This is a genomic window from Pseudomonas putida (assembly GCF_028682395.1).
Classification (GTDB): domain Bacteria; phylum Pseudomonadota; class Gammaproteobacteria; order Pseudomonadales; family Pseudomonadaceae; genus Aquipseudomonas; species Aquipseudomonas putida_AB.
This window is the reverse complement of record NZ_JANHLC010000002.1, coordinates 618,865-640,054: the sequence shown is the minus strand read 5'-3', so window position 1 is coordinate 640,054 and position 21,190 is coordinate 618,865. Positions and strand designations below refer to the sequence as shown.

The following is a 21,190-nucleotide window of genomic DNA, read 5'->3' as shown; positions in this document are numbered from 1 at the left end:
TCAAATAAAACGCACGCCGGCCGAGCCGATGCCGCCGATGCTCATACGCAGATTGTCGCCAGCTTTCACGGCAACCATGGCGCCCAGCGAGCCGGACAAAATCACTTCGCCGGGTTTAAGGGTCATGTCCAGCTTGCCCAGCGTATTGGCCAGCCAAGCCACAGCATTCGCAGGGTGGCCCAGTGCCGCAGCACCCGCGCCCGTCGAAACGATCTCGCCGTTGAGCTCAAGCGTCATGCCCACTAATGAAAGGTCGAGTTCACGCGGGTCGACGGCGCAATCGCCGAGGATAAACAGGCTTGAAGAGGCGTTATCCGCCACGGTGTCTTGAATCTGGATCTTCCAGTCACGGATGCGCGAGTCGACGATTTCGAAGCAAGGCATTACGTATTCAGTGGCCCGTAATACATCGGCAGCGGTAACCCCCGGGCCGGCCAATTCGTGTTTGAGGATGAACGCAATTTCGCCCTCTGCCTTAGGTGCGATCAAATCATTGGTCGCGATAGCGGCTCCGTCTTCGCGCAGCATTGCGCTGGTCAGGTGGCCGAAATCCGGCTGATCGACTTTTAGCAAGTCCATGACGACCTGGCTGGTCACGCCGATCTTTTTGCCAATTACGCGCTCGCCGTCGATTTCGACGCGATGCGCCAACACACGCATTTGAATGGCGTAAGCATCTTGCAAAGTCAGGCTAGGGAAGCGTTCGGTGAGCGGGGCGATGGGTTGGCTATCCTTGAGCGCGCGATAAAGCTCATCACTTAACGGCTCGATAAACATGGGCTGCATAAGAAGGCCTTTTATTGGTTTAGTCCTGGTCCTGATGCGCAAGACCTGTAGGCAGCTCATGGTGTAAAAGTTAGACGATGCCGTCCAATGCCATATAATTACTAGCCGATGCCGATCAGGCATCGTTGACGAGCCCTCAGGTACCCCCATGGAAATCAGGCAGCTGCGTTACTTCATTGCCGTTGCGGAAGAGTTGAACTTCAATCGCGCCGCTGAGCGATTGCACATCACTCAACCCGCTTTGAGCCGACAGATCCAACAGCTTGAAGAAGCTATCCCAGCAGTGCTGCTGGAAAGGAACTCTAAGCGGGTGACGCTCACCGACGCGGGCAAGTCGTTCTATGAGCATGGGCTCAGGATTCTGGAGCAGTTGCAGCATGCGGCGGATGAGTCGCGCATGTTGTCAGTGGGTCAGAGGGGGAGTCTAAGTGTGGGGATATTCGGTTCGGCGATCCTGGATTTGATCCCCCAAGTCCTGCACCGGTTTTCTAAGATTTATCCCAATGTGAATGTCTCGCTGCACCCTATGGACAAAGATGCCCAAATCCAGGCACTGCGTGAACGCCGCCTCACCATCGGTTTCAATCGATTGGTCCCGGCAGAGCCGGATATCGAACAGGAACTGGTACGAACGGAACCCCTGGTCATCGCCGTTCCGGCCACGCACTCGCTGGCAAAACGAAAGGAGGTTGAATTACGGGATGTGCTGGACGAGCCTTTGATCCTGTACCCGCGAGGTGTTCGGGGCAGCTTGATGGTTCAGGTACGCAAGTTGTATTCCGAGTATGGAGCAGTGCCCGTGGTTGCCCAGGAAGTCACAGACGTAACCACCAGTATCGCGTTGGTGGCCGCCGGGGGAGGGTTGAGCATTGTGCCTAATGCGGCGAAAAACTTGCGTTTGCCTGGCGTGCAGTATAAACCGCTGAAGTGTCGGGGAGACTCCTCAATCGAATTGATTTGCTTGTATCGCAAAGGTGATAAATCACCCGTTCTGCAGGCTTTTCTGCAGACGATACGGGCGTTTATTGGTGAGACAGATAGCCAGGTCTGATCTGCAATGAGGTTGTGCTGTTCAGAGATAACGTCCTTGAGCTACTGTCGCCGAAAGCCATGGATCGGGGCACCTGTCCCGATCCATGGCTTTTATTCAACGGTATCAAACGGTTCGTGAGACATTGTACTGGCAGCCCAACTTCAAAACGGCATTGTCAGTTTCAGCCAATATGCATCGCCTTCCGCACGATTTCGTACGTTGGACTCCTGTTGCCATTTCGCCGTTATAAACCAACCTTTGCGGTTGGTATATTTGATCGATGGACCAATGGCGAGCGCATGCCCCTTATTATTTTCGACACGCTCACCGTTCTGCCGATCATCCGTAGTTTGTTGATAGATGTAGCCGCCGACACCCACTACCCAATTATTGCCAAGCCCCCAGCCTATAGAATAGTCGACGTGAAGCTCCTGACCTGATGTGTAATCGGTAGCGTGGTTTTTCAGATTGAAGTCATACATGATTTTCGCATCGGCATTCAAACCTCGGGATCGATATACGACAACGCCAAGACGGGTTGGATGTCCCAGTAGTTGCGACCAATATTGGCGATGTCGTGGCGATCGTATTCACCAGTCGGCGCCATAACATCGAGGGCTACGATGGCGTGTAGCTTATCGCTCAGATGATAGCCAAGCGCCGACCCGAACGTCACGTCGCCCAACCCTTGCTTACTTTGCGACTGGCCATTGACCTCTACCTTGAGGTCAACCAATGGCATGATGGTATGAAATGCCAGGGAACCACCACATGCGTAACCTCTAGAGCCAATTAGAGCGCGACATGGGCAAAAAAGGAAGAAGCGACAAGACCTAGCCGGAGGTTACGAAGTCGCCGATTGCGTGTCTATGACTGATTATCGGCAGAGTGTATCCTTCTGGCAGGTTTTGCCTACCCTAACTCTAATTAGACGCTATTGCCGCTCGTAAGATCGTCCTCGAAAGGGTACTTTAAATAACGTGCGAATCTAAAGGATTAGTGACGATGAGGGCGAAGAGCATACCAGTCGGTCAATTAATAATTGATGGTCTTGGTGAGATAGAGAACGCCTATGACTATGTTCATGAACTGATGCCCCTGATCGGTGAAGTCGTGCTCTGGTTCAATACGCTTGAGACGGATATCGACGATATTCTATGCGGTTTCATCTCAGATCGAACGGATCAAAAAGGGCTGCTGGTTGTTGGTAGCATGATGTACGCAACCAAGCTAGACATGTTCGAGCGTTTCGCATCTGACTTCTTTCGTTCAGTAGGCGATCAACCCGCTTGCTTTACTCAGCTTTTATCAGACTTGCGTGAGTGCGGCAGCCTGCGAAACAAGGTTGTTCACGCCAATTGGATGTATACCAATGACGATGGGTATACCCAAGTAAAGATCAAGATCACTAAACGCGGCCTTGAGCACGAACTAGTGCAGTTCACCAAGGATTCGCTAGAACTCATCATTGGAAAAATTGAAGCCGCGAGAGATCAGTTGGATTACCTAAACATAGAATTTTTGCCTTGATCAAGTGCGAATTTAAAGATGGAGGCTAAAATATTATGGCGGATTTTTTTTGAAAACAGATCCGCCCTTTGAATTCAATATTATTTTAAACCATCAACAGAAAAACAATTAAAGCGATTATCATGACACAGAACAAAAGCTCCACTGCAAACAATGCCTCACAGCACAAGCCAGGAAAAATAACAAAGAAGAAACGTGTAAATTTTTCGCCTGGTATTATAAAACAGATAGCATTTGAAGCACATTTATTTTGCTCAAATCCTACATGTTGTAGGTTCACTTCCTACTCCACCTCTATCGGCAAAGTTAGAGCAATTGCTGAAGCAGCCCATATTAATGCAGCAAGCGTGGCGGGCCCACGGCCAAGCGCAATGTCAACGGACGAAGTTCTTAAGTCGGCAGCGAATGGTATTTGGCTTTGCAAAATCTGTCATGACAAAGTTGATGATGATCCCAGTTTTTACACAGAGACAAAGCTGCGTCAATGGAAGAAAAACCATTCAGAATTCGTACAGCATTTAGTTGGAAAGGATTTCGATTTGGTACATTTTGAATTGTATGCCCGTAGCCGCAATGTAGCCCAGAGCATTAGTTTTCTCGGCTTCCTCGAAGGAAAGCGAGTCTTTTTTGAAGCCTTGGATGTCGAACATCCAGATCAGGTGCTCGAGTCACTCGTTGAAATCCGCTCACGAATTACTACCGCGCTTGGACAAATGAGGCAGGGAGAGTCGGCTTCGGAAACCCTTCGTGAAATGAATAAAAGGATCCGGGCATTTCTGACAGCGCACCCCCGACTCAATGAACTGAAATGCGACGGCAGTGATACAAACTTTCATAATTTCTGCAATGAACTCCAAACCCTGCGCACTGACCTTCTACCGAAAGTAGTAAAAATGGCTGACGATCTGCAATACAACCTGAGCCCTGAGTTACTCAGGGAGCACAGGAGACTGCAAAGCTCTAATAAGCTTTGACGGCGTAGTTCGCTAACCCACTGTCCGCAACGAGTCGAGGCTGTGTAAAAACGTTTTTGAGCGCGATAGGTACTAAAAATCGGACTGGAAATCGCGTTTTTACGCGAAATCCACATCTACTGACGTGCCGATAAATTTCAGATTTAACGTAGATGCGCATACTTCAATTTTGGTGAAGCATTTTTACACACTCTGGGTCGAAAGCCGCCCACTGCGACAGACGGAAAACGGACATTAGAGGGCTCTATTCACTTGACTCTAGCAGGGTATGATTAGAATAATTTGCCTGATGCCTATGTCTAATCACGTTCGATTACTGCTGTTGGCCGTTCTCTATCGGTCGTCGCTGTGGCACCTGTTGGCCAAGTCGAATGCAAACTGGTCAGCAGGGGGGCAATTGGTTGGTCAGTGGCTATGTAAATGGGGGGGGCAAGTGGCTTGCCATTTCCAACTCTCCAAAGAATTCCATTTTCCCGCATTACATTGGGACGCACTCCGGAAGGAGGGGCAGTGGGGGCGTTAGATGATGCCTATAACTGCCGTAGTCGCATAATGACGTCTGTGATGCCTTGAGCATTCGTGTCCAGAGTTCCCATGGCCGCCATTGCGTTAGCGGCGACACTCCCCACTCCATTCTCAGAGAGCCACTTGGTCACCTCTTCCATGGCCGCACATATGGCGTGCTGATTGTGCAGCAGCAGTGTGAGAGCGTCCGCTGTGGCTATGTTGGCTTCAGAGTTATCTGGCATGGGTATCGTCCTTGAGTAACTGGTGCGGGAATACTAGCTGAACTCGCCGCCGACTGGAGCCACTGCTCCGGATCCGCGCAACTCGATCCAGAGTGTTAGTTCCATGACGGCAGCCTCAAGGGCGAGTTGGTTTTGATTGATCTTGAAAAGTAGGGAATGGAGCAGGTCTGAATTAGGCATTGGTTTTCCTCCGTGAGAGGACAGCGTAGCAGCAGGAAAATTTGTGGCGACCAATTGTCTATACGTTACGATCAGAGCCCATTCAAAGGCGCATTTCCTGAGTTTACATCGTTGGCTGTGAACGTCCGTTCAGCATCAACTAGGGATGACAATAGCGCCGCTTATCGTTGACTACTCAGACCACCAACCTTTTTCCACTTGACCGTAGTGGGAACCACTGAACCAGCTTTCTATCTGTACGTCCAAGTTGGTGATTAATGCCAGATTCTCCAGCAGAGGATCCAGGAGATCAGCCTGCTTGCGAGCCCAATCGATCCAGGGTTGCGCCAACTCTGGATCTACTAATGGGGCAATTTTCAGCTGATCTTCTACCGCTTTTATGAAGGTTCGTAAGCGCTCGGCGCGCTCCCATCGCTCTGTATGTTTAACGAGGCTTAGTCTGAGTCGACGTTGAGTTTCTGTATTACGGGCTCGTTCAAGACATCGTCTTTCATCTTCAGCCCATTCACGATCTCTTGCCTCCTCTTTCTCTCGGAGGACCTTGATAGAAACTGATGCGGAACTCAAGCCCGCCAGGATGCTAGAAAGTTTTTTCTCTAGCGGTGCGGTCTTGGTGTCCTTCCAGTTTTTCCTTTCTCCGTAACCCATCCGCGCTTCGATCTGAAACGTCAGTTCACCCGTTGAGGTCCATTCAAACTGCGGGCTTCGTAGGGGTATGAAATTAGGCTCCCATGGAGCACCAGGGCGGCGCTTTGGGGGAGGCGGTGGTGGTATCGGGTGTTTGTCTAATCGCTCCATGAGTCGCACGGTTATGGGCTCATCGTTGACCGTGACGACTGTTTTTCCTTCAGTGTTGATCTTCCATGAATAACCTTCTATCTCCCCCTCTTTGATCAGTGCATCAAAAAGGATTGCGCAGCGTTCGATCAATGTCGACGAGATCATCACATTCAAGACACACTTGCCTGCGTAATCGAGGTAGCCCTCCTTGAGCTTCGATGCTTCTGCAGTCTTTAGCCATTGGCTCACTAGAGCGTGGGGCTCAGTCAATTGAGAGGGGGCTTCAATCGTTCGCCGGACTATTGGTGAGTTCGAATCAGTGCCAGTCTTGCCGGGCAGAGTGTCATGGTCGAGAACCTGGAATCGGACCTTGCCTTCGACCTGAGGAGGCTTGGGTGTGCGTTGTCGCTGCTTTTCAGATTTGGCCCAGTGGCCACGGCCAGGGAGAGGGATGCCTGCTTTGCGGCAAGCTTTCGCGACGGCGACGTCGGAAACACCAATTTCGTGGGCCAATTTGACCATCGGTGTTTGCCATACTTTTTCGAACAGTTCCGCAACGGTGAAGCTCACGAATGTGTACATGCAGTCTGCCACCTTTGTTCATCGCGAATTTTAGATCACAACACGGGGTGTCGCAGATGTTAAATTCCAGAAAATGCTGGGTGCAACAGCCCTATGATTGAGACCGCGTCTCTGTAGCCGCGAACGCTGGAAAAGACAGCACCGACTCGGTCGGTGGGTGCTCGTAGGTTGAGGACAGTACGGTACTAAGCCGATCACCCAGCAGGTTCCAGGCGCGTTTCTTCTCTTCGGCATAGTCGTGATGCAGGTAGTGGCGCCTCACCCGGGAGCCAGCCAACACATGATTTTGGCAGCGATCAATGACGTCCAGGCTGACGCCTAAGGCTTGCATCATGGTCGCGCCTGTGCGGCGCAGGTCATGCGGCGTCCAGTCACCGTTCTGGCCGTTGGCAAGCACCAGCGTGTCGTCATTACGCCGTCTTGACAGGGCCTTGCGGTTTTTGAACCGGGCCTGGCGGTCACCGACTTGTTTGCTCACCACTTTCACATCCACATGCCCATCATCCTGCTTGTTCGGAAAGCACCATTGGGAATGTCCCGTCAGGGTCTTGAGTTCCTGAAAGAAATGCAGCGCGAAGGGGGAGAGGAAGACATGATGGTCCTGCTTCTTGCCGCGAGTGCCTTTGACGTTTTCGCTCGGGATAAACCAGGTGTGTTGGTCCAGATCGACATTCTTCCATTCGGTCTGCAGCAACTCGCCGATCCGGCACAAGGTGCCCAGGCTGATCCAGAGCGCAAGTTGGGTTTCCTTCTTTAATGGACGAACACCCTCGTACTTTTGGCCGGCGGGGAGGGCGTTGTAATCGGCGGTCATTTGCTGGAAGCGGTTATGTAGTTCCAACAACTCACCAGGCGAGAGAATACGGCTTCTTTCCTCTTCGTAGTCAGATGGGATCAGCTTATTAATCTCAATCAGGTTGGTCGGGTTGCCATCAACCAGCAGAGCCCGCCAAGGCTGGCGCTTTTCTGCCCATGCAAACATCTGAGTGATATCGGCAAACAAACCAATAGCCTGTCGATTGGCCCCGCGACCGACGACGGTTCGCACCACGCTCCGTAAGTCGTGTTCATTTACGGAAGACAATGTCTTGTTTTTCAGTGTGGGGTACAGGTCCTTGGTGAAGCGTCGGCGCAGTTCAGCGTTACCATCTTTCCTCGCTACGCCATTCAGCAGCCATTTTTCTGCCATATCTCCTAAGGTCAGTCCCTTTGCCTTGAGCGTTTCGGCGGCGACAAGTTGAGCGTTGATCTCTGCTCGGACTCGGGCTTTTTCGGCTCGTTTATGATCGTTGGGGTTCACTCCGGTCGCCACAAGGTCGCGGGCGATGTTCCGTATTTTGCGTATTTCCGGTAGTGATGTGCCTGGCCATGTCCCGCACGAAATATCGGTGAATCTCCCTTCCCATCGGAACTGGTAATAGAACGCGACGGTAATACCTTTTTTCTTGAGTTGAACCTTGCCAGAGAGACCACCGTCTTCCCTGAGCACTCGACCTGCATCGTTCGCGTCTAATGACTCCAGTTCTTTGGCGGTGAGTTTGGTCATGACTTTTCCCTCCAAAAAAATACCCCCACATTTACCCCCACAGAAACGTCAGCTACCGATGGATTTCGTTGGATGGTGCTGGACGTGGTGGAGTACTGGAGCCCTTGTAGATACTAGCTCGGTGGATTCTTTTTGGGTATTTAGCGATCCGCTGAAATTCGCCAATAACTAGCATGGGGTGCTAGGGGTCGAGTGTTCGAATCACTCCGTCCCGACCATATTTTTCAATGACTTAGGCCAATGCTCACAGCTTTGGCCTTTTTCATGCGCGTGACATTTGCGTGACTTCTCCATTTCTCACGCCTGCTTCTACTTCAAGATTGTCAGAACCGGCTGTGAGTTCACGCCGCTTTTGGCCCTTTTTCGCGTTGCTTTTGGCACCAATCCTGTTTGATGTTTATCTTCTCTCTCAGCTTTTTCGCATGTCAGATAGCCTTGCCTAATGCCCTGTTTTCGGGCGATTAGGGCGTTTTTCCTCAGGGCTCCGCGGCGCTAAACCCTGGAGGCTCAGTTCCGATTCTTCGTTCTTAAAGGTCACCATCCAACATCCGCGAAACAGGCTGTACGTGAAGCGGGCGGTGCCTTTGAAGACAAACGGAAGCAGCGAAAGCCGGGGCGATTCAGACGGCTTAATGGTCGATGACTCAGCGCTTGTAGAGCAACGCTTCAACTACAACGCCAAACGCTGATGAATGTTCACGGCGGTTTGGGTAATAGAGATGGTAACCGGCAAAGGGTTGGCACCAATCTTCCAACACTCGCACCAAACTGCCGTCAGCCAGCTCTTTGGCGACCATGTCTTCTGGCAGGAACCCCAAGCCGCACCCCGCCACGGCCGCACGCAGGATCGGCACGCTGCTGTTGAACGTCCATTGCCCCTCGACGCGCGCCTTGAGTTCGTGGCCATCCTTTTCAAAATCCCACTGCATCAGGCTCCCATGGGTGGGCAGACGCAGATTGATGCAATTGTGTGCGGCCAGATCACCCGGCTCCCGGGGAAACGACCGCCCCTTGAAGTATTCAGGTGATCCCACAACCGCGATGCGCAACGGCGGTCCGATGGGCACGGCGATCATGTCCTTGGCTACCTGATCTCCCAGCCTCACGCCGGCGTCATAGCGCTGCGCGACGATGTCGGAGAGGGCGTAGTCGACGGTGATCTCGACCTTGATGTCCGGGTAGTCGGGAAGGACCTTCAACAACTTCGGCCAAAGAATATTGTTCGCAGCATGTTCGGAGGCGGAGATCCGCACATTACCTGCCGGGGTATCGCGAAACTCGCTGACCGCGGCCAGTTCAAGCTCGATCTCGTCAAAGCGCGGTGCCATGGTTTGATACAAGCGTTGACCGGCTTCGGTAGGGGAGACGCTGCGTGTGGTTCGCGTCAGCAGACGAACCCCAAGCCGGGTTTCGAGCGCACGCATGGTGTGGCTCAGTGCGGACTGCGAGACGCCGAGCTGCGCCGCCGCGCGGGTGAAGCTGCCTTCGCGGGCAATGACCACGAAGGCTTGCAGATCGTTGAGATTGGCGCGGGACATTGATGAGAGCCTCTCATGGGGCAGCGCGTGATTATGCCATCTAAGCAGGTTCCGGTTGGATGCGCGAGCCCCGAAGAGCCCGTCAGAGAGTTCGTGCGTAAAACGCTGTCAGCTTGCCAATGGCCGCGTCGACATAACGTGGGACCCAGTAGGTTTCGATGTGGGTGGCGCCGTCGATGATGAACAATTCCTTGTCCTGGGTGCCGGTGGCCTTGGGAAATGCATCCTGGCTCATGTACAGGCTGTCAGCCTTGCTGCCGGCGATCATCAGCAATGGCTGATTGATCAGCTCGATCTGATTGGTCGCGTCAAAACGCATCAGGTCCAGCAGGCTGCTCGTGGTGTATTTGAAGGTCGAATTCGGATGCGCATGGGTCTTCCAGTAGTACTCGTAGCCTTGGCGATACAGTTCGAAGGGCAGCTTGGCGATCTGCTCATCGGTGAGGTTGGCATCACCCGAATACAGCACCGCGCCACCGGCGGCTTCCTGCGCGCGGGCGGCCGACGCTTGTAGCAGGCGTTGCTGGATGCTGTCCAGTTGCGAGTCGTTATAGCCGTTGCGACGCACGCGTCCCGAGTTGAACATGCTCACCGTCGCCAGCGATTTGAAGCGCTTGTCGGTTTGCGCCGCGGCCAGCGAGTAACCGCCGCCGCCACAGATGCCAAGCAAGCCCAGGCGCGTGCTATCGACGCCCGCATATTGGCTGATGAAGTCTGCCATGCCGTGGATGTCTTCGATGCGATACGCCGGCTTGTCTATACTGCGAGGCTGTCCGCCACTTGCGCCCTGGTAGGCCGCATCGGCGGTGATCGTGATGTAGCCCTGTTCGGCCAGGCGCTGGGCGTACAGACCGGCGACCTGCTCTTTGACGCCGCCGTTCGGATGCGCGACCACAACGGTCGGGTAGACCTTCTTCGCATCGTAGTTGGCCGGGGTGTAAACGTTGGCAGCGATGTCCAGGCCATTGAGCTTGTAGCTGACCGGGTGGATGTTGACCTTGCCCGGTTCGTTGCGGGTCAGGGCGCCGTCGTACGCCAGGGTGAACGGGTTCTTTTTGTAGTCCGCAGCGCCAGCTTCGCCCGCACAGAGACCGACCAGCGCCGACATGAGCGTGGCTTTGAGAAGGGTGTTTTTCACGTGTAGCTCCTGAGTCATCTAAAGGGCGGCAGTGCTATAGGGAGAGGGGGCAATCCAGTCGTTTTTCTTCGAGGAATTTCGACACCAGGTCGGCAATCTGTGCGTTGTTCAAATCCGACATGGGGAAATGGGTATTGCCGTTGATGCCAATCTCCGGCAAGTGGATCAGTCGCACGTCGCCCCCATGCCGATTGACCGCATCACGCCATAGCCGGGCCATCTTCAGGCGGGCGCGCCAACTGTCCTGGGCGGGCAGGTCGACGGCCTGTTCCGGGATGTTGTCCCCGTAGAGGATCAGGATCGGAATGCGCGTCAGTGTCATGAATTGTTCCATTGGCACCGCCGCGCCTTGCACCGTGTCGAACGCACTGGGAATCGGCGCCGGCAGTTCACCCTGCGGGAAGACGAAGCTGCTACCCGGCTCGAACGCCACAATGGCCTTGACCTTGTCGTTCTTGATTGCCGTCAGCCAGCCCGGCCCGCCACCTTGAGAGTGCGTAAACAGAATGCCCGGGCCGATCTTGTCGAAGACCGCCGACACACCATCGGAAACCACGCCCATGTCGAATGGCCCGGTATTCGGTGTCATCGCACGGAAAAACTGATCACGGGTCTGCGCGTCCTGAGCCACTTGCACGCCGTTGAAGTAGTTGGGCCAGAGGCCGATGCGGAACTGGTTGAACCACAGTTGTTCGTCCGGCGTCGGTTTGACAGTCGCCTCGACCATGCTGCGCCCGGCATCGCCACGCCGAGGCTGATCGATCAGATAGACGCCGTAGTGACGGCGCAGAAAGATGTTCTGGAAACCTTCGCGGCCATCGGCGGTGGTTTCCCAGGTCTTGGAAAACTGCCCCGCGCCGTGCCACATGACGATGGGCAGTTTTCGCGCATCGACCGGGATTTGGTAGAACGCGTAGGCGTGGTCACCGTGGTAGGTCTGGCCGTCGGGTGTCATCGGTTTGCGCGGATTGAATGTGCCCGGCGCGGTGGTCATCGTTCCCCCGGCGGCGAAGCTGCCTTGCGCCTGAATCAGCAATGGGCCTGAGCCATCGGGCTGGTTCGCACAGGCTGCCAACAGGCTCAGCAGAGTGATGCCCAACAGGTTTTTTGCAGATTTCATGTCATTTCCCCGAGGCGGCGAGTGCCTGGTTCAGCGCTGTGTTTGCACGTTCGGCGGTGTGTGCATCTCCGTGCTTTTTCAACTGCTCGGTGACTTGACGCAATTGCGTTGCGCTGAGCCCGACGCGCAGGCTCGCCAGCATGTGCGAACGCAATTGCGATTCCACCCCCGGCGTCGCCGCCAGCGCTCCGACAGTCGCCAGTTCGCGGCTTTGCCAGTCGAGGTTGTCGCGTTCGAAGATGTCGCCAAACAGGTGGGTTTGCAGAAACCGGTTGATCACCGGGGCGAACTCGAACACCGGCCCTTGGACCGGGCCACCGGAAATCTTCGTTTGATTGGCCGTGCCGGCCGCCAACAGCTCATCTCCGGTTGGAATGCCCCGGCCCGGCTCACGCCCCGGCGTATCCTCGATGCCGCGTTGTTTGCGCGCTTGCACCACCGTCATCAGCTCGTTCAAGGCATTGAGGCTGCGCGGGAAGCCTACATAGGCGTATAGCTGCACCAGAACTTCCCGGGTTTCGCTGACAGTCAGGCCGGCATCGAGCCCCTGGTTGAGCGCCGTGTTGAGATTGGGCATGTCGCTGGTCGCCATGAATGCTGCGATCAGAGGAATGGCCTGTTGCTTGCTCGACAGTGTTTCTGCGGTGGCTTGCGTACTGGTCATGGCTGAGGTGGCCTCGGCTGTTTGTGTGGTAACGCTGAACATCGCCCCAAGGCTCAGGCAGAGCGCCATCAATACGGGGAGGGGAGTGGTCTTGTGAGCATCAGTGGTCATCGTGAAAGACTCCGTCCATTCCGGTCACTGCGGTGTCGCTGGATCGTACGGAGGACGGTTGTGGCGATTAACCCCGATATTGCGCAAGGACTCCTGAGCAGAAGTCATGAGTCGATTGTTCAATGAGCGTTGGAAACCGGACACAGCCCCGCAAACACTGAGCTTGAGGTGTTGTGGGGGTATTGCGGGAAAAGTGTCGAGGCCAGGCCCTGACACATTCCGTAACTTTATTTACTGCGCTTGCGCTGCGTATTGCGCGTCCGAGACTTGTTCCTCCCAAGTCATAGTCTTACCGTCCTCGGCTTCAGCGATCGCGATATGAGTCATGCCGTTGCTGGCCGTAGCGCCATGCCAGTGACGGATGTGCGGCGGAATCCAGACAATGTCGCCCGGATGGATGTCCTGGCGCGGGCCACCCTCTTGCTGCACATAGCCGACCCCGGCGGTGACGATCAATGTTTGGCCCAGCGGATGGCTATGCCACGCGGTGCGCGCGCCAGGTTCGAAGGTCACCGTGCCGCCGCCGATGCGAGCCGGCAGGTCCCCCTTGAACAGACCATCAACGCGCACGGTACCGGTGAAGTTTTCCGCCGCGCCCTTGATCGAGGGCTGAGCGCCATTCGGGGTGATGCGAATTTCATTGGCCGCTTGGGCTTCAGCGGTCAAGAGCGATAGGGCCACGAGTGGTGCGATCAATGGGTTCATCGGATGAACTCCTGTCAGACAGTGAAGCTGCAACGCAAATGGAGCAGCGCAAGGCAGGTTCAGAGCCCGGTCATCTTCAGCGCCGATTCCGGCAAGCGTTCACCGTGCACCTGGATCTGCGCCATCTGTTGGTTAATCACGCTCAAATCGTCGTCAGTCAGTTGCAAATCGACCGCGCCGAGGTTCTCTTCCAACCTATGTTGTTTGGTCGTACCCGGGATCGGCACGATCCACGGCTTCTGCGCCAGCAACCAGGCCAGCGCTACTTGCGCAGGTGTCGCGTGTTTACGCTCAGCAACGGCCTTCACCACGCCGACCAACGCCAGGTTGGCCTTGCGTGCTTCAGGTGAAAAACGCGGAACGAAATTGCGGAAATCGCTGGCGTCGAATTGAGTGTTTTCATCGATCTGGCCCGTAAGGAAGCCGGCGCCCAGAGGGCTGAACGGCACGAAACCGATGCCCAGCTCTTCCAGCACAGCAAGCAGTTCATGCTCCGGTCCACGCCAGAACAGCGAGTATTCGCTCTGTACCGCTGTGACCGGTAGCACGGCGTGCGCGCGGCGAATGGTTTGCACACCGGCCTCGGACAGGCCGAAATGCTTGACCTTGCCCTCGGCGATCAGCTCCTTGACGGTGCCGGCAACGTCTTCGATCGGCACTTGCGGATCAACGCGATGCTGATAAAACAGGTCGATGCAATCGGTGCGCAAACGCTTCAATGACGCCTCTGCCACGGCGCGGATATGCTCGGGTCGGCTATTGGTGCCGCCGCCTCGTGCACCGGTTACCAGATCAATATCGAAACCGAATTTGCTGGCGATGACCACCTGTTCGCGGATGGGTTGCAAGGCCTCGCCCAACAACTCTTCATTGGCGAATGGGCCATACGCCTCGGCGGTGTCGAACATGGTGATGCCTTGCTCATGGGCCGAGCGAATCAGACTTATCATGCTCGGTTTGTCGGCGGCCGGGCCGTAGGCGGAGGTCATGCTCATGCAGCCGAGGCCCAGTGCGGAAACTTCCAGGCCGTTGCCCAGCTTGCGGGTTTTCATGGTGCTTCTCCAATCCAGAAATAGATCAGCGCGTGTGAGGGTGATCGTTCAGCCAGCCATTCACGCGCTCCATGGTCTTGCGCTCTTGCTCACCCTCCATCACAAAGCCTTCCATCACCTTAGCCTTGGGTGCGTGCTTTTCGAGGATGCTGCGGCTATTGCCCAAGCCGTAACCACCGTGGGTGTTGAAGGGGATGAGGGTTTTGCCAGTCAGGTCGTGGGCACTCAGAAAAGCACGCACGATTGGCGGGGTGGTCTCACCCCAGATCGGAAAGCCGAGATAAATCGTGTCGTAGTCGCTCAGAGCGTGAACCTTGCTTCCCAGCTCGGGCTCGAAGCCGCTGTCGCGCTCATGACGCGCCTGCTCCACGGTTTGCAGGTAGTCCTCGGGATAGGCTTTGGCCGGACGGATCTCGAACAGGTCGGCACCCAATCCGCGCTGGATGAGTCCGGCGACCACGCGGGTATTGCCGGAGCGGGAAAAGTACGCCACCAGAATTCGCGAACCTGATCGTGGTATTTCAGTTGCGTTTTGCGTATCGGCGAGTGACAGCAGCGGGGCGCTTGCCAGTGCGGCGATGACCGTGCGCCGTAGAGGATCGTGATCGTTGTTCATCGGCCGACGCGCGCCTTGAGGGCCTCGGGATAACGCTCGCCTTCGATGCGGATCTGCGCCAGTGCGGTGTCAATGGCTTGGAGTTCGGCCGCGTCGAGGGTGATGTCCGCGCCGCCAAGGTTTTCTTCCAGTCGATGCAACTTGGTCGTCCCGGGAATCGGCACAATCCAGGGTGCCTGCGCGAGCAACCAGGCCAGCGCGATCTGCGCCGGTGTCGCTTTTTTTTGCGCGGCTATCTGGCGGATCAACACCACCAGCCCTTGATTGGCTTGTAGTGCCGACTGGCTGAAGCGCGGCACGATGCTGCGAAAATCGTCGCTACCGTATGTGGCGTCGGCCGCTACTGTGCCGGTGAGAAAACCCTTGCCCAGTGGACTGAATGGCACGAAGCCGATCCCCAGTTCCTTGAGCGTCGGCAGGATTTCCTGCTCGGGCTCGCGCCACCACAACGAGTATTCGCTTTGCAGCGCCGTGACTGGCTGCACTGCATGAGCACGTCGAATGGTTTGCGCACCGGCCTCCGACAGACCGAAGTGCTTGACCTTGCCTTCGTCAATCAACGCCTTTACTGCACCGGCGACTTCCTCGATAGGCACGTCCGGATCAACCCGATGCTGGTACAGCAAATCGATGTAATCGGTCTTCAGTCGGCGCAATGAGCCTTCGACGGCGACCCTGATGTGCTCGGGGCGGCTGTTGAGAATCTGCTGTTTGTTGTCGGCACCGAAGGTGAAGCCGAACTTGGTGGCGATGACCACTTGATCGCGAACCGGTGCCAGTGCATCGCCGACCACTTGCTCATTCAGGTAAGGACCGTAAACCTCGGCGGTATCGAAGAAGGTGACACCTCGGTCGACTGCCGAGCGGATCAATGCGATGGCTTGTTGCGTGTCCGTCGCCGGGCCGTAGCCATGGCTCAAGCCCATGCAGCCCAAGCCCAAGGCTGACACTTCAAGTGAACCGTTTCCGAGTGTGCGCTTGTGCATTTCGATCTCCCGACGTTAGCGTTGGGGGAACAGTAAGCCAGCTAACGAGTAGAGACTAGATGGGTAGATCGGCAAGGGTTCATGAGGTTTGTTCATCAGTCCCAGAAAAGTGGGAGGTGGCGATTATTTCTTCACGGACGGCTAAGCGCTCATAGCAAGACCAGCCTCAATTCCCCATCCGGAATTCTTCCTGACACAGAAAAAGGCTTAACATTCACGTTCGTCAGCTTGGGCGAGGTTGAAGCCTACCCGATGCAATGGCGCATTGGGTATCCACACCAGGATTTCCGGTGCCCAAGCCTACTGCGACTAGCGCCACTCCTAATGCTCGAGCATGATGCGTTCTCCCTAACCGAAACATCCATTTAGGGCATAGAAGTGGTTCAGTGCTATCAGTTCAAACACCGCCACGAAAACGCAGGTCGCAACGAATCCGGGGCTGGAAGCCCCGCGCCTTCGGCAAGCCCCATCCTGGATGGTTGCTGATGGCTCCGACAGAGGATATCAATGCGACCTTGTCATTTGACGGACAGGGTACTGAGCCGCTTCATTGACCATCTAATTACGCCCTCTGAAAATGAGGGGCGAGGAGGCCAGGTGGTTATCCTTTCGAAATCTATTTCCCAAGCTCCGTCGATAAAGTGCCCATTGAAGGTACGAATGTCGGTGTAGAGCGTCTCGCCGGTTTTACTCTTAAATGGAGTTTGCGAGACGGCGCTGATGCGGTTGCCTGTTCGCGTAAATAGGACCGGGTTACCGACTTCCTGCCCGGGGCCTGTCGTGTAGTAATCAATATTTTTTAGGACTAGATCTGGATTTTTAACGGTACGCCAGTAGATGAAATGGCTGTCGTCCGTGAACATCAAATAGACGTGCCAAGGGGCGGTGGCAGGGCTCTCTGCTTCCGCATACCAGATTTTATCCCGTTCGCTGGAACTGGGCCCTGTTGCGCAACCCGCTAGCGTGATCAGGAGAAACGCGGCCACCCATATTTGTTTCATGCTTCCACTCCTGGCTTATCCGCGTCACGGTTTACTTGGCCCGCTTTGACCTCTGCTGCGTACTCCCTCAAGCGCGTCCTCATCTCCTGAAGCGCTAGCTCAATCTGCATTAGTTCGTTCGCCCCTTGCTCTTCACCGATGACGAGAAGGCGCTTGAAGACCACGAATAGATCCACGCCCGCACATCGCATTCAGGTGATCAACGAAGTTGGTTGTGTTCAGTCTGAGCATGATTACGTCTCACCTATCGACCAGGCAGCAATCCGCGATGGGGTCAGTGCAAGCTGATTGCTTAAGTGCGTTTCGTACGTGTGCGCGCTGGGGGCGAGTTTAATGTAGCAACGGCTGAATGAGCAGCGCTGTTTCCCTCGCATGCCCCACGCTCTGGTCAGTCGAGCGTCGTTCTCAATCGGGGCAGCGGGAAGATCTGCCCCCGATAGCTGACTCATTAGAAACGATAAGCAAGGCCCACGGTCACGGTTTGGCTGCTGAGGTCGACTTTGTTGTGCACGCCGAACTGTTGTCCAACTTCAGCGTCGGTAGCCCAGAACGAGGCTTGCTTGTAATCGGTGTACTGGTACTCCGCGCGCGCGACCAGGCTATCGGTCAGCGTGGTTTCTACACCGAATCCAGCCGTCCAGCCCAGCAGCGTTTCACTCTCGCTTTGCTTGCGATTTGGCCCGTTTGGTGCGCAGACAATGCCATCAGATGGGCATAGGGTGCTGGCTTTCATGCGGGTGGCAGCAAGACCGCCAGTACCGTACAGCAGGGTCCCAGGCGTCACGAGGAAGCCCAGGCGCCCGCGCAATTTTGCATCCCAGTCGGAGCGGACGTTCACGTAGGTGTTTGTCTTGGTGGTGCCGAAGAAGTTGGCAAAGTCGATATAGTTTTTCTCGGACTGGTTATTGGCATAACCACCCGACAGCTCCAGACCGGCGATCACACGCTCACCAATCAGCCAGTTGTAGCCACCGTAGAGGCCAACATAAGCGTCGCTGTTTTTCGATTCATTCTTTACCTGAGGCCCGTTATTAAAAGAGGCGAGGGAGAAGGTATCGGTATATTTTCCATCTTGGTGCCATTGGCTTTTTTGCTCCCGGCTCCCGGCAGAGACGCCGGCATAAAACCCCTGCCAACCATTAGTGTCAGCCTGGGCTGAGGAAGTAGCGAGCAAGAGAGCGGAAAATGAAACGAAACTTAGAAGAGGGCGCACGCGCATTTTTTCCTTAGAGACACGCCAATAAAAAATCGCTACTGCCATTGGCGTGTTTAGGGCTATCCATAGCGTTCTTACATCGAGCAAGAGATGGCCATTTAATGCTAAATCCTGTGCTTTAGCTAGCCGCTATTGCCGTCACGCCAAGGGCGTTACTCGTTTTCCAGCGGGATGCTACACGCGTGAAACGTTTTAGCAAAAAAACTGTATCAATATATTTTTTGGTGCCCGGCGCATGCTTAACGATTTACCAGAATCACCGAGGGATAGGGAATCGGAACGAATTATTTGCCTGCGCGCCAGGCGTATGTGAGGGGTGTCAGCGGGCAGATAACACCCAGCGCCCATTAACCATCACGAAGTTGTCCTCTTGTTTCATTTCGCCCTGAGGGTCGAGAGCAAGATTCGCGCTCACTCGGACTCGCCCATCGGCGAGTGCTTGAGTTCCGACGACGTCGACATGGGCTACTCGTTTATGCATCTCGATAAACGTTCGGCATAGTTGGTCGTCGTTAGTTTGGAGTTTTTCAACTAACTGCGGCCATTGACTCAGTTCTTGTAGTTGTTCGCAGTCGGTTGAAGTCCAGAACTGAGTGAAGGCTTTTGCAGCGGTTTCATTGAGCGGGTTGGCTGAGCTGCTGTTATTAATTGCGGAGCTGTTGTTAGTTGTGCCGGGGGCGTTAATAGCCATGAGAACGAAGCGGTGAACCCTGGCATTTTGTTCGTTCAAATATGACCCCAAGTCTCCTAGCGCTGCGCTGACGTTGAAGAACTTGAGCAGCTCCTCTGCGCTTGCACCTACCATCTCATCTTTGAATCGATTAGTTCGCGGCGCCTGGTTCGCGGCGCTGGTGATAGCGTCGACCTGCATTGAGGCAAGGTTCAAGGCAACACAGTGCTCCACGTCTTCCTCGGAGGAGGCGCGACTTAACAGTCCATCACATTCATCAACGGCCTGCCCCATGCCTGCAACGCCAGAGTCTCTATAGGTGGCAACGGCTTTCTGTGCCGCAGCCATCAATAGCAGGTCTTGCTCAGAGGGCTCTTGAGCATTCGCGACAGTGCTTAATAGGGGGATTAGAAGTCCAGACACCCAGCGCTTCACATGAAATCTCCTGATATCCATAGGAATAGAGGCCTAATGCTATCAGCTTGGGCGATCAAGGTGATTTGAGGCGCCCGACAATCTTTCGTTCGGGCGACCAGGCAGCCTGTGCTGTCCGGCTGCATTGAGTGTCGTGGTCAGTATTCAGGAGTGGAGGGTCGATGGTGATACCTTGTGAACCGGCCTGAAAGAAACCCCGTCCAGCGGATGCTGGCGGGGCTTCTTATGGATAGCGGGCTATGGAACAGCGCGGTGTTTTAGCCCGGCGGGCGGGTCAGATCGGGCATCCCTTCAGCGCTTTAACTGCGCGGTGGCGGCGTCGAGGAAGCTGTAGGTCTCGTGCTCTTTTGGATCGATCCAGGGTGTTGGCCACGCGCTCAGGACGACGGCGACCAAGCCTTCCCTCTGGTTGACGTGGATAAACTGACCGAAGACGCCGTCAGCGGTGAAGGTCCCGGACAGATTCGCAAAGGTCTGCACGGGCGTGCCTGTGTAGGCATCATCGCCCCAGATTGTTCTGTCAGTCAGACCATCCCAGACCGGCCATTCGGCTGCAGGGTAGGACCACCAGTTATAGCCGTAGCCCATCGGGTAGGAATGCGGTTGCGGGTGGGCATTGGCGACCGAGTACAGCACCCCCGACTGGTTCTGCGGCGCATCCGGTGTTGGTCGGCTGGCCTCGGCCACCCAGCCTTCAGGCAGCACGGCGGTACCATTGATGACGCCATCGTTGAGGATGAACGCGCCGAACCGGCCATAGTCGCGCAAGGTCATGCTCAGGGAGCCGCCGGCAAATTCCTTGCCGTCCTTCGATTCCAGCAGCCAGTAGCCATCGGACTCCATGCCCATCGGCGCCCAGATCTTGCGCGACAGGTAACTCGACAGCGATTCGCCGCCCAGCGCAGCGGTCAGCACCTCGCCTTCCATATGGGTTTCGCCGGTCTTGTAGTTGAACTGGGTGCCGGGTCTGGCCGCGCGTGTGAGCTTGGACATGACCCCGAGGATGCAATTGTGTTTGCCGTCCACCATGCACTGGAACATCGCCGCGAAGTCTGACGCCGGGTCCAGGTAGTTCTCGTTCCATTTCACGCCCGAGGTCATCTGCATCAGTTGGCGGACTGTGACGCCGTCATAGGCGGTGCCCTTCATCTGAGGCAGGTAGTCTGTCACCGGGTCATTGATGCTCTTGATCTTGCCATCCTTGATGGCCGCGCCGACCAGGGTCGAGACGATCGATTTGCCGGTCGAGAACGAGGTCCACTTCGAGGCCGCGGTGTTGCCTTGGCCATAGCGCTCGAGCACGATTTTGCCGTCCTTGATCAGGAGCAGCCCTGCGACGTGGTTGCGTTGCAAAAAGTCATCGATGTCGTAGCTCTGCCGACCATCGGGTGAGTATTTCACGGAGGTCAGCGGCTGCGCGGCCATTGGCAGCGGGTAGACGTGTTCGCCGCGGGCGATTGCACGGGTGTTGAAGATTTTGTCGACGTTGCGGTAGGTGCCAGGCTGAAGTTCGGGCGACAGCGTGAGGAAACCCTGGGCGGTGCCGATCTTGTCCGGCGATGGCGCCGCGGCCGCCGTATCGTTGCCGGCCGAGGCCGCGAAGGGGATGCAGAGAGAGATCACACTTGCGATCACGCGCAGTTTGTTTTTATTGAGGTGTGAAGGGTACATGGCATTTCCATTTAGACAATAGCAAGCAAGGTTTGAGAGGCCGTTTTCCAGGGTGGCGCAGGCTTGAGTCAGCTCTAACCTGAGGCCGTGGACGGCGCTTGATTCAA

The 21,190-nt window shown here is 55.4% G+C and carries 19 protein-coding genes, 1 tRNA gene and 1 pseudogene; 4 read left to right on the top strand and 17 right to left on the bottom strand.

From position 1 onward, the window contains the following. Positions 1–786 carry a fumarylacetoacetate hydrolase family protein gene (locus tag NPS46_RS08245; RefSeq protein WP_274105991.1) on the bottom strand — a complete coding sequence of 262 codons (786 nt, stop codon included), beginning with the start codon at positions 784–786 and terminating at the stop codon, positions 1–3. A gap of 148 nt (positions 787–934) precedes the next feature. On the opposite strand from NPS46_RS08245, the gene NPS46_RS08240 reads away from it, so the two are divergent. After that, positions 935–1,837 carry a LysR family transcriptional regulator gene (locus NPS46_RS08240; RefSeq protein ID WP_274105990.1) on the top strand — a complete coding sequence of 301 codons (903 nt, stop codon included), beginning with the start codon at positions 935–937 and terminating at the stop codon, positions 1,835–1,837. Positions 1,838–1,980: 143 nt separating this feature from the next. Here the strand turns inward: NPS46_RS08240 and NPS46_RS08235 are convergent. Next, positions 1,981–2,561: pseudogene (locus NPS46_RS08235) on the bottom strand (SphA family protein). A 263-nt stretch (positions 2,562–2,824) separates the two neighbouring features. Here NPS46_RS08235 and NPS46_RS08230 point away from each other — a divergent pair. Beyond that, complete coding sequence (locus NPS46_RS08230; protein WP_274105989.1) at positions 2,825–3,349, top strand: hypothetical protein; 525 nt, start codon at positions 2,825–2,827, stop codon at positions 3,347–3,349. A gap of 122 nt (positions 3,350–3,471) precedes the next feature. Further along, positions 3,472–4,323, top strand: a complete 852-nt coding sequence (locus NPS46_RS08225) for a hypothetical protein (RefSeq protein WP_274105987.1) — start codon at positions 3,472–3,474, stop codon at positions 4,321–4,323. A 530-nt stretch (positions 4,324–4,853) separates the two neighbouring features. Here the strand turns inward: NPS46_RS08225 and NPS46_RS08220 are convergent. From NPS46_RS08220 to NPS46_RS08210, 3 genes are all read right to left on the bottom strand, one after another. Then, entirely contained in the window at positions 4,854–5,072 is a 219-nt protein-coding gene (locus tag NPS46_RS08220) for a hypothetical protein (protein ID WP_274105985.1), read from the bottom strand. Between the two features lie 351 nt (positions 5,073–5,423). Then, entirely contained in the window at positions 5,424–6,614 is a 1,191-nt protein-coding gene (locus NPS46_RS08215) for a hypothetical protein (protein WP_274105983.1), read from the bottom strand. A 91-nt stretch (positions 6,615–6,705) separates the two neighbouring features. Further along, entirely contained in the window at positions 6,706–8,160 is a 1,455-nt protein-coding gene (locus tag NPS46_RS08210; RefSeq protein ID WP_274105981.1) for a tyrosine-type recombinase/integrase, read from the bottom strand. A 78-nt stretch (positions 8,161–8,238) separates the two neighbouring features. On the opposite strand from NPS46_RS08210, the gene NPS46_RS08205 reads away from it, so the two are divergent. After that, a tRNA-Ser gene (locus NPS46_RS08205) sits at positions 8,239–8,378 on the top strand. A gap of 426 nt (positions 8,379–8,804) precedes the next feature. Here NPS46_RS08205 and NPS46_RS08200 read toward each other — a convergent pair. The 12 genes from NPS46_RS08200 to NPS46_RS08145 form a co-directional block, all read right to left on the bottom strand. Next, positions 8,805–9,698, bottom strand: a complete 894-nt coding sequence (locus NPS46_RS08200) for a LysR family transcriptional regulator (protein ID WP_274105979.1) — start codon at positions 9,696–9,698, stop codon at positions 8,805–8,807. An 82-nt stretch (positions 9,699–9,780) separates the two neighbouring features. Next, positions 9,781–10,836: an alpha/beta hydrolase gene (locus NPS46_RS08195; protein ID WP_274105977.1), complete on the bottom strand. Its 1,056-nt coding sequence runs from the start codon at positions 10,834–10,836 to the stop codon at positions 9,781–9,783. 34 nt (positions 10,837–10,870) lie between these two features. Beyond that, on the bottom strand, positions 10,871–11,830 hold the full coding sequence (locus NPS46_RS08190; protein ID WP_274106051.1) for an alpha/beta hydrolase: 960 nt from the start codon (positions 11,828–11,830) through the stop codon (positions 10,871–10,873). 127 nt (positions 11,831–11,957) lie between these two features. Further along, a complete protein-coding gene (locus NPS46_RS08185) occupies positions 11,958–12,731 on the bottom strand; it encodes a carboxymuconolactone decarboxylase family protein (RefSeq protein WP_274105975.1) in 774 nt (257 codons plus the stop codon). A 231-nt stretch (positions 12,732–12,962) separates the two neighbouring features. Beyond that, positions 12,963–13,436 (bottom strand): (R)-mandelonitrile lyase, encoded by a 474-nt coding sequence (locus NPS46_RS08180; RefSeq protein ID WP_274105974.1) that lies wholly within the window; start codon positions 13,434–13,436, stop codon positions 12,963–12,965. A 59-nt stretch (positions 13,437–13,495) separates the two neighbouring features. Continuing rightward, positions 13,496–14,488: an aldo/keto reductase gene (locus tag NPS46_RS08175; RefSeq protein WP_274105973.1), complete on the bottom strand. Its 993-nt coding sequence runs from the start codon at positions 14,486–14,488 to the stop codon at positions 13,496–13,498. 25 nt (positions 14,489–14,513) lie between these two features. After that, complete coding sequence (locus tag NPS46_RS08170; protein ID WP_274105971.1) at positions 14,514–15,104, bottom strand: flavodoxin; 591 nt, start codon at positions 15,102–15,104, stop codon at positions 14,514–14,516. Then, positions 15,101–16,090 carry an aldo/keto reductase gene (locus tag NPS46_RS08165; protein WP_274105969.1) on the bottom strand — a complete coding sequence of 330 codons (990 nt, stop codon included), beginning with the start codon at positions 16,088–16,090 and terminating at the stop codon, positions 15,101–15,103. Before NPS46_RS08165 ends, NPS46_RS08170 begins: the two co-directional genes overlap by 4 nt. 518 nt (positions 16,091–16,608) lie before the next feature. Beyond that, positions 16,609–17,091 (bottom strand): hypothetical protein, encoded by a 483-nt coding sequence (locus NPS46_RS08160; protein WP_274105967.1) that lies wholly within the window; start codon positions 17,089–17,091, stop codon positions 16,609–16,611. A 448-nt stretch (positions 17,092–17,539) separates the two neighbouring features. Beyond that, complete coding sequence (locus NPS46_RS08155; protein ID WP_274105965.1) at positions 17,540–18,352, bottom strand: outer membrane protein; 813 nt, start codon at positions 18,350–18,352, stop codon at positions 17,540–17,542. A gap of 274 nt (positions 18,353–18,626) precedes the next feature. Beyond that, on the bottom strand, positions 18,627–19,412 hold the full coding sequence (locus NPS46_RS08150; RefSeq protein ID WP_274105963.1) for a hypothetical protein: 786 nt from the start codon (positions 19,410–19,412) through the stop codon (positions 18,627–18,629). Between the two features lie 291 nt (positions 19,413–19,703). Then, entirely contained in the window at positions 19,704–21,083 is a 1,380-nt protein-coding gene (locus NPS46_RS08145) for a serine hydrolase domain-containing protein (RefSeq protein WP_274105961.1), read from the bottom strand. Positions 21,084–21,190 lie beyond the last annotated feature (107 nt).

Bases quoted from the DNA above. Each gene is read 5' to 3' on its own strand.
- NPS46_RS08245 (WP_274105991.1), bottom strand. From the start codon at position 786: ATGCAGCCCATGTTTATCGAGCCGTTAAGTGATGAGCTTTATCGCGCG.
- NPS46_RS08240 (WP_274105990.1), top strand. From the start codon at position 935: ATGGAAATCAGGCAGCTGCGTTACTTCATTGCCGTTGCGGAAGAGTTG.
- NPS46_RS08230 (WP_274105989.1), top strand. From the start codon at position 2,825: ATGAGGGCGAAGAGCATACCAGTCGGTCAATTAATAATTGATGGTCTT.
- NPS46_RS08225 (WP_274105987.1), top strand. From the start codon at position 3,472: ATGACACAGAACAAAAGCTCCACTGCAAACAATGCCTCACAGCACAAG.
- NPS46_RS08220 (WP_274105985.1), bottom strand. From the start codon at position 5,072: ATGCCAGATAACTCTGAAGCCAACATAGCCACAGCGGACGCTCTCACA.
- NPS46_RS08215 (WP_274105983.1), bottom strand. From the start codon at position 6,614: ATGTACACATTCGTGAGCTTCACCGTTGCGGAACTGTTCGAAAAAGTA.
- NPS46_RS08210 (WP_274105981.1), bottom strand. From the start codon at position 8,160: ATGACCAAACTCACCGCCAAAGAACTGGAGTCATTAGACGCGAACGAT.
- NPS46_RS08200 (WP_274105979.1), bottom strand. From the start codon at position 9,698: ATGTCCCGCGCCAATCTCAACGATCTGCAAGCCTTCGTGGTCATTGCC.
- NPS46_RS08190 (WP_274106051.1), bottom strand. From the start codon at position 11,830: ATGACCACCGCGCCGGGCACATTCAATCCGCGCAAACCGATGACACCC.
- NPS46_RS08185 (WP_274105975.1), bottom strand. From the start codon at position 12,731: ATGACCACTGATGCTCACAAGACCACTCCCCTCCCCGTATTGATGGCG.
- NPS46_RS08180 (WP_274105974.1), bottom strand. From the start codon at position 13,436: ATGAACCCATTGATCGCACCACTCGTGGCCCTATCGCTCTTGACCGCT.
- NPS46_RS08175 (WP_274105973.1), bottom strand. From the start codon at position 14,488: ATGAAAACCCGCAAGCTGGGCAACGGCCTGGAAGTTTCCGCACTGGGC.
- NPS46_RS08170 (WP_274105971.1), bottom strand. From the start codon at position 15,104: ATGAACAACGATCACGATCCTCTACGGCGCACGGTCATCGCCGCACTG.
- NPS46_RS08165 (WP_274105969.1), bottom strand. From the start codon at position 16,090: ATGCACAAGCGCACACTCGGAAACGGTTCACTTGAAGTGTCAGCCTTG.
- NPS46_RS08160 (WP_274105967.1), bottom strand. From the start codon at position 17,091: ATGAAACAAATATGGGTGGCCGCGTTTCTCCTGATCACGCTAGCGGGT.
- NPS46_RS08155 (WP_274105965.1), bottom strand. From the start codon at position 18,352: ATGGCAGTAGCGATTTTTTATTGGCGTGTCTCTAAGGAAAAAATGCGC.
- NPS46_RS08145 (WP_274105961.1), bottom strand. From the start codon at position 21,083: ATGTACCCTTCACACCTCAATAAAAACAAACTGCGCGTGATCGCAAGT.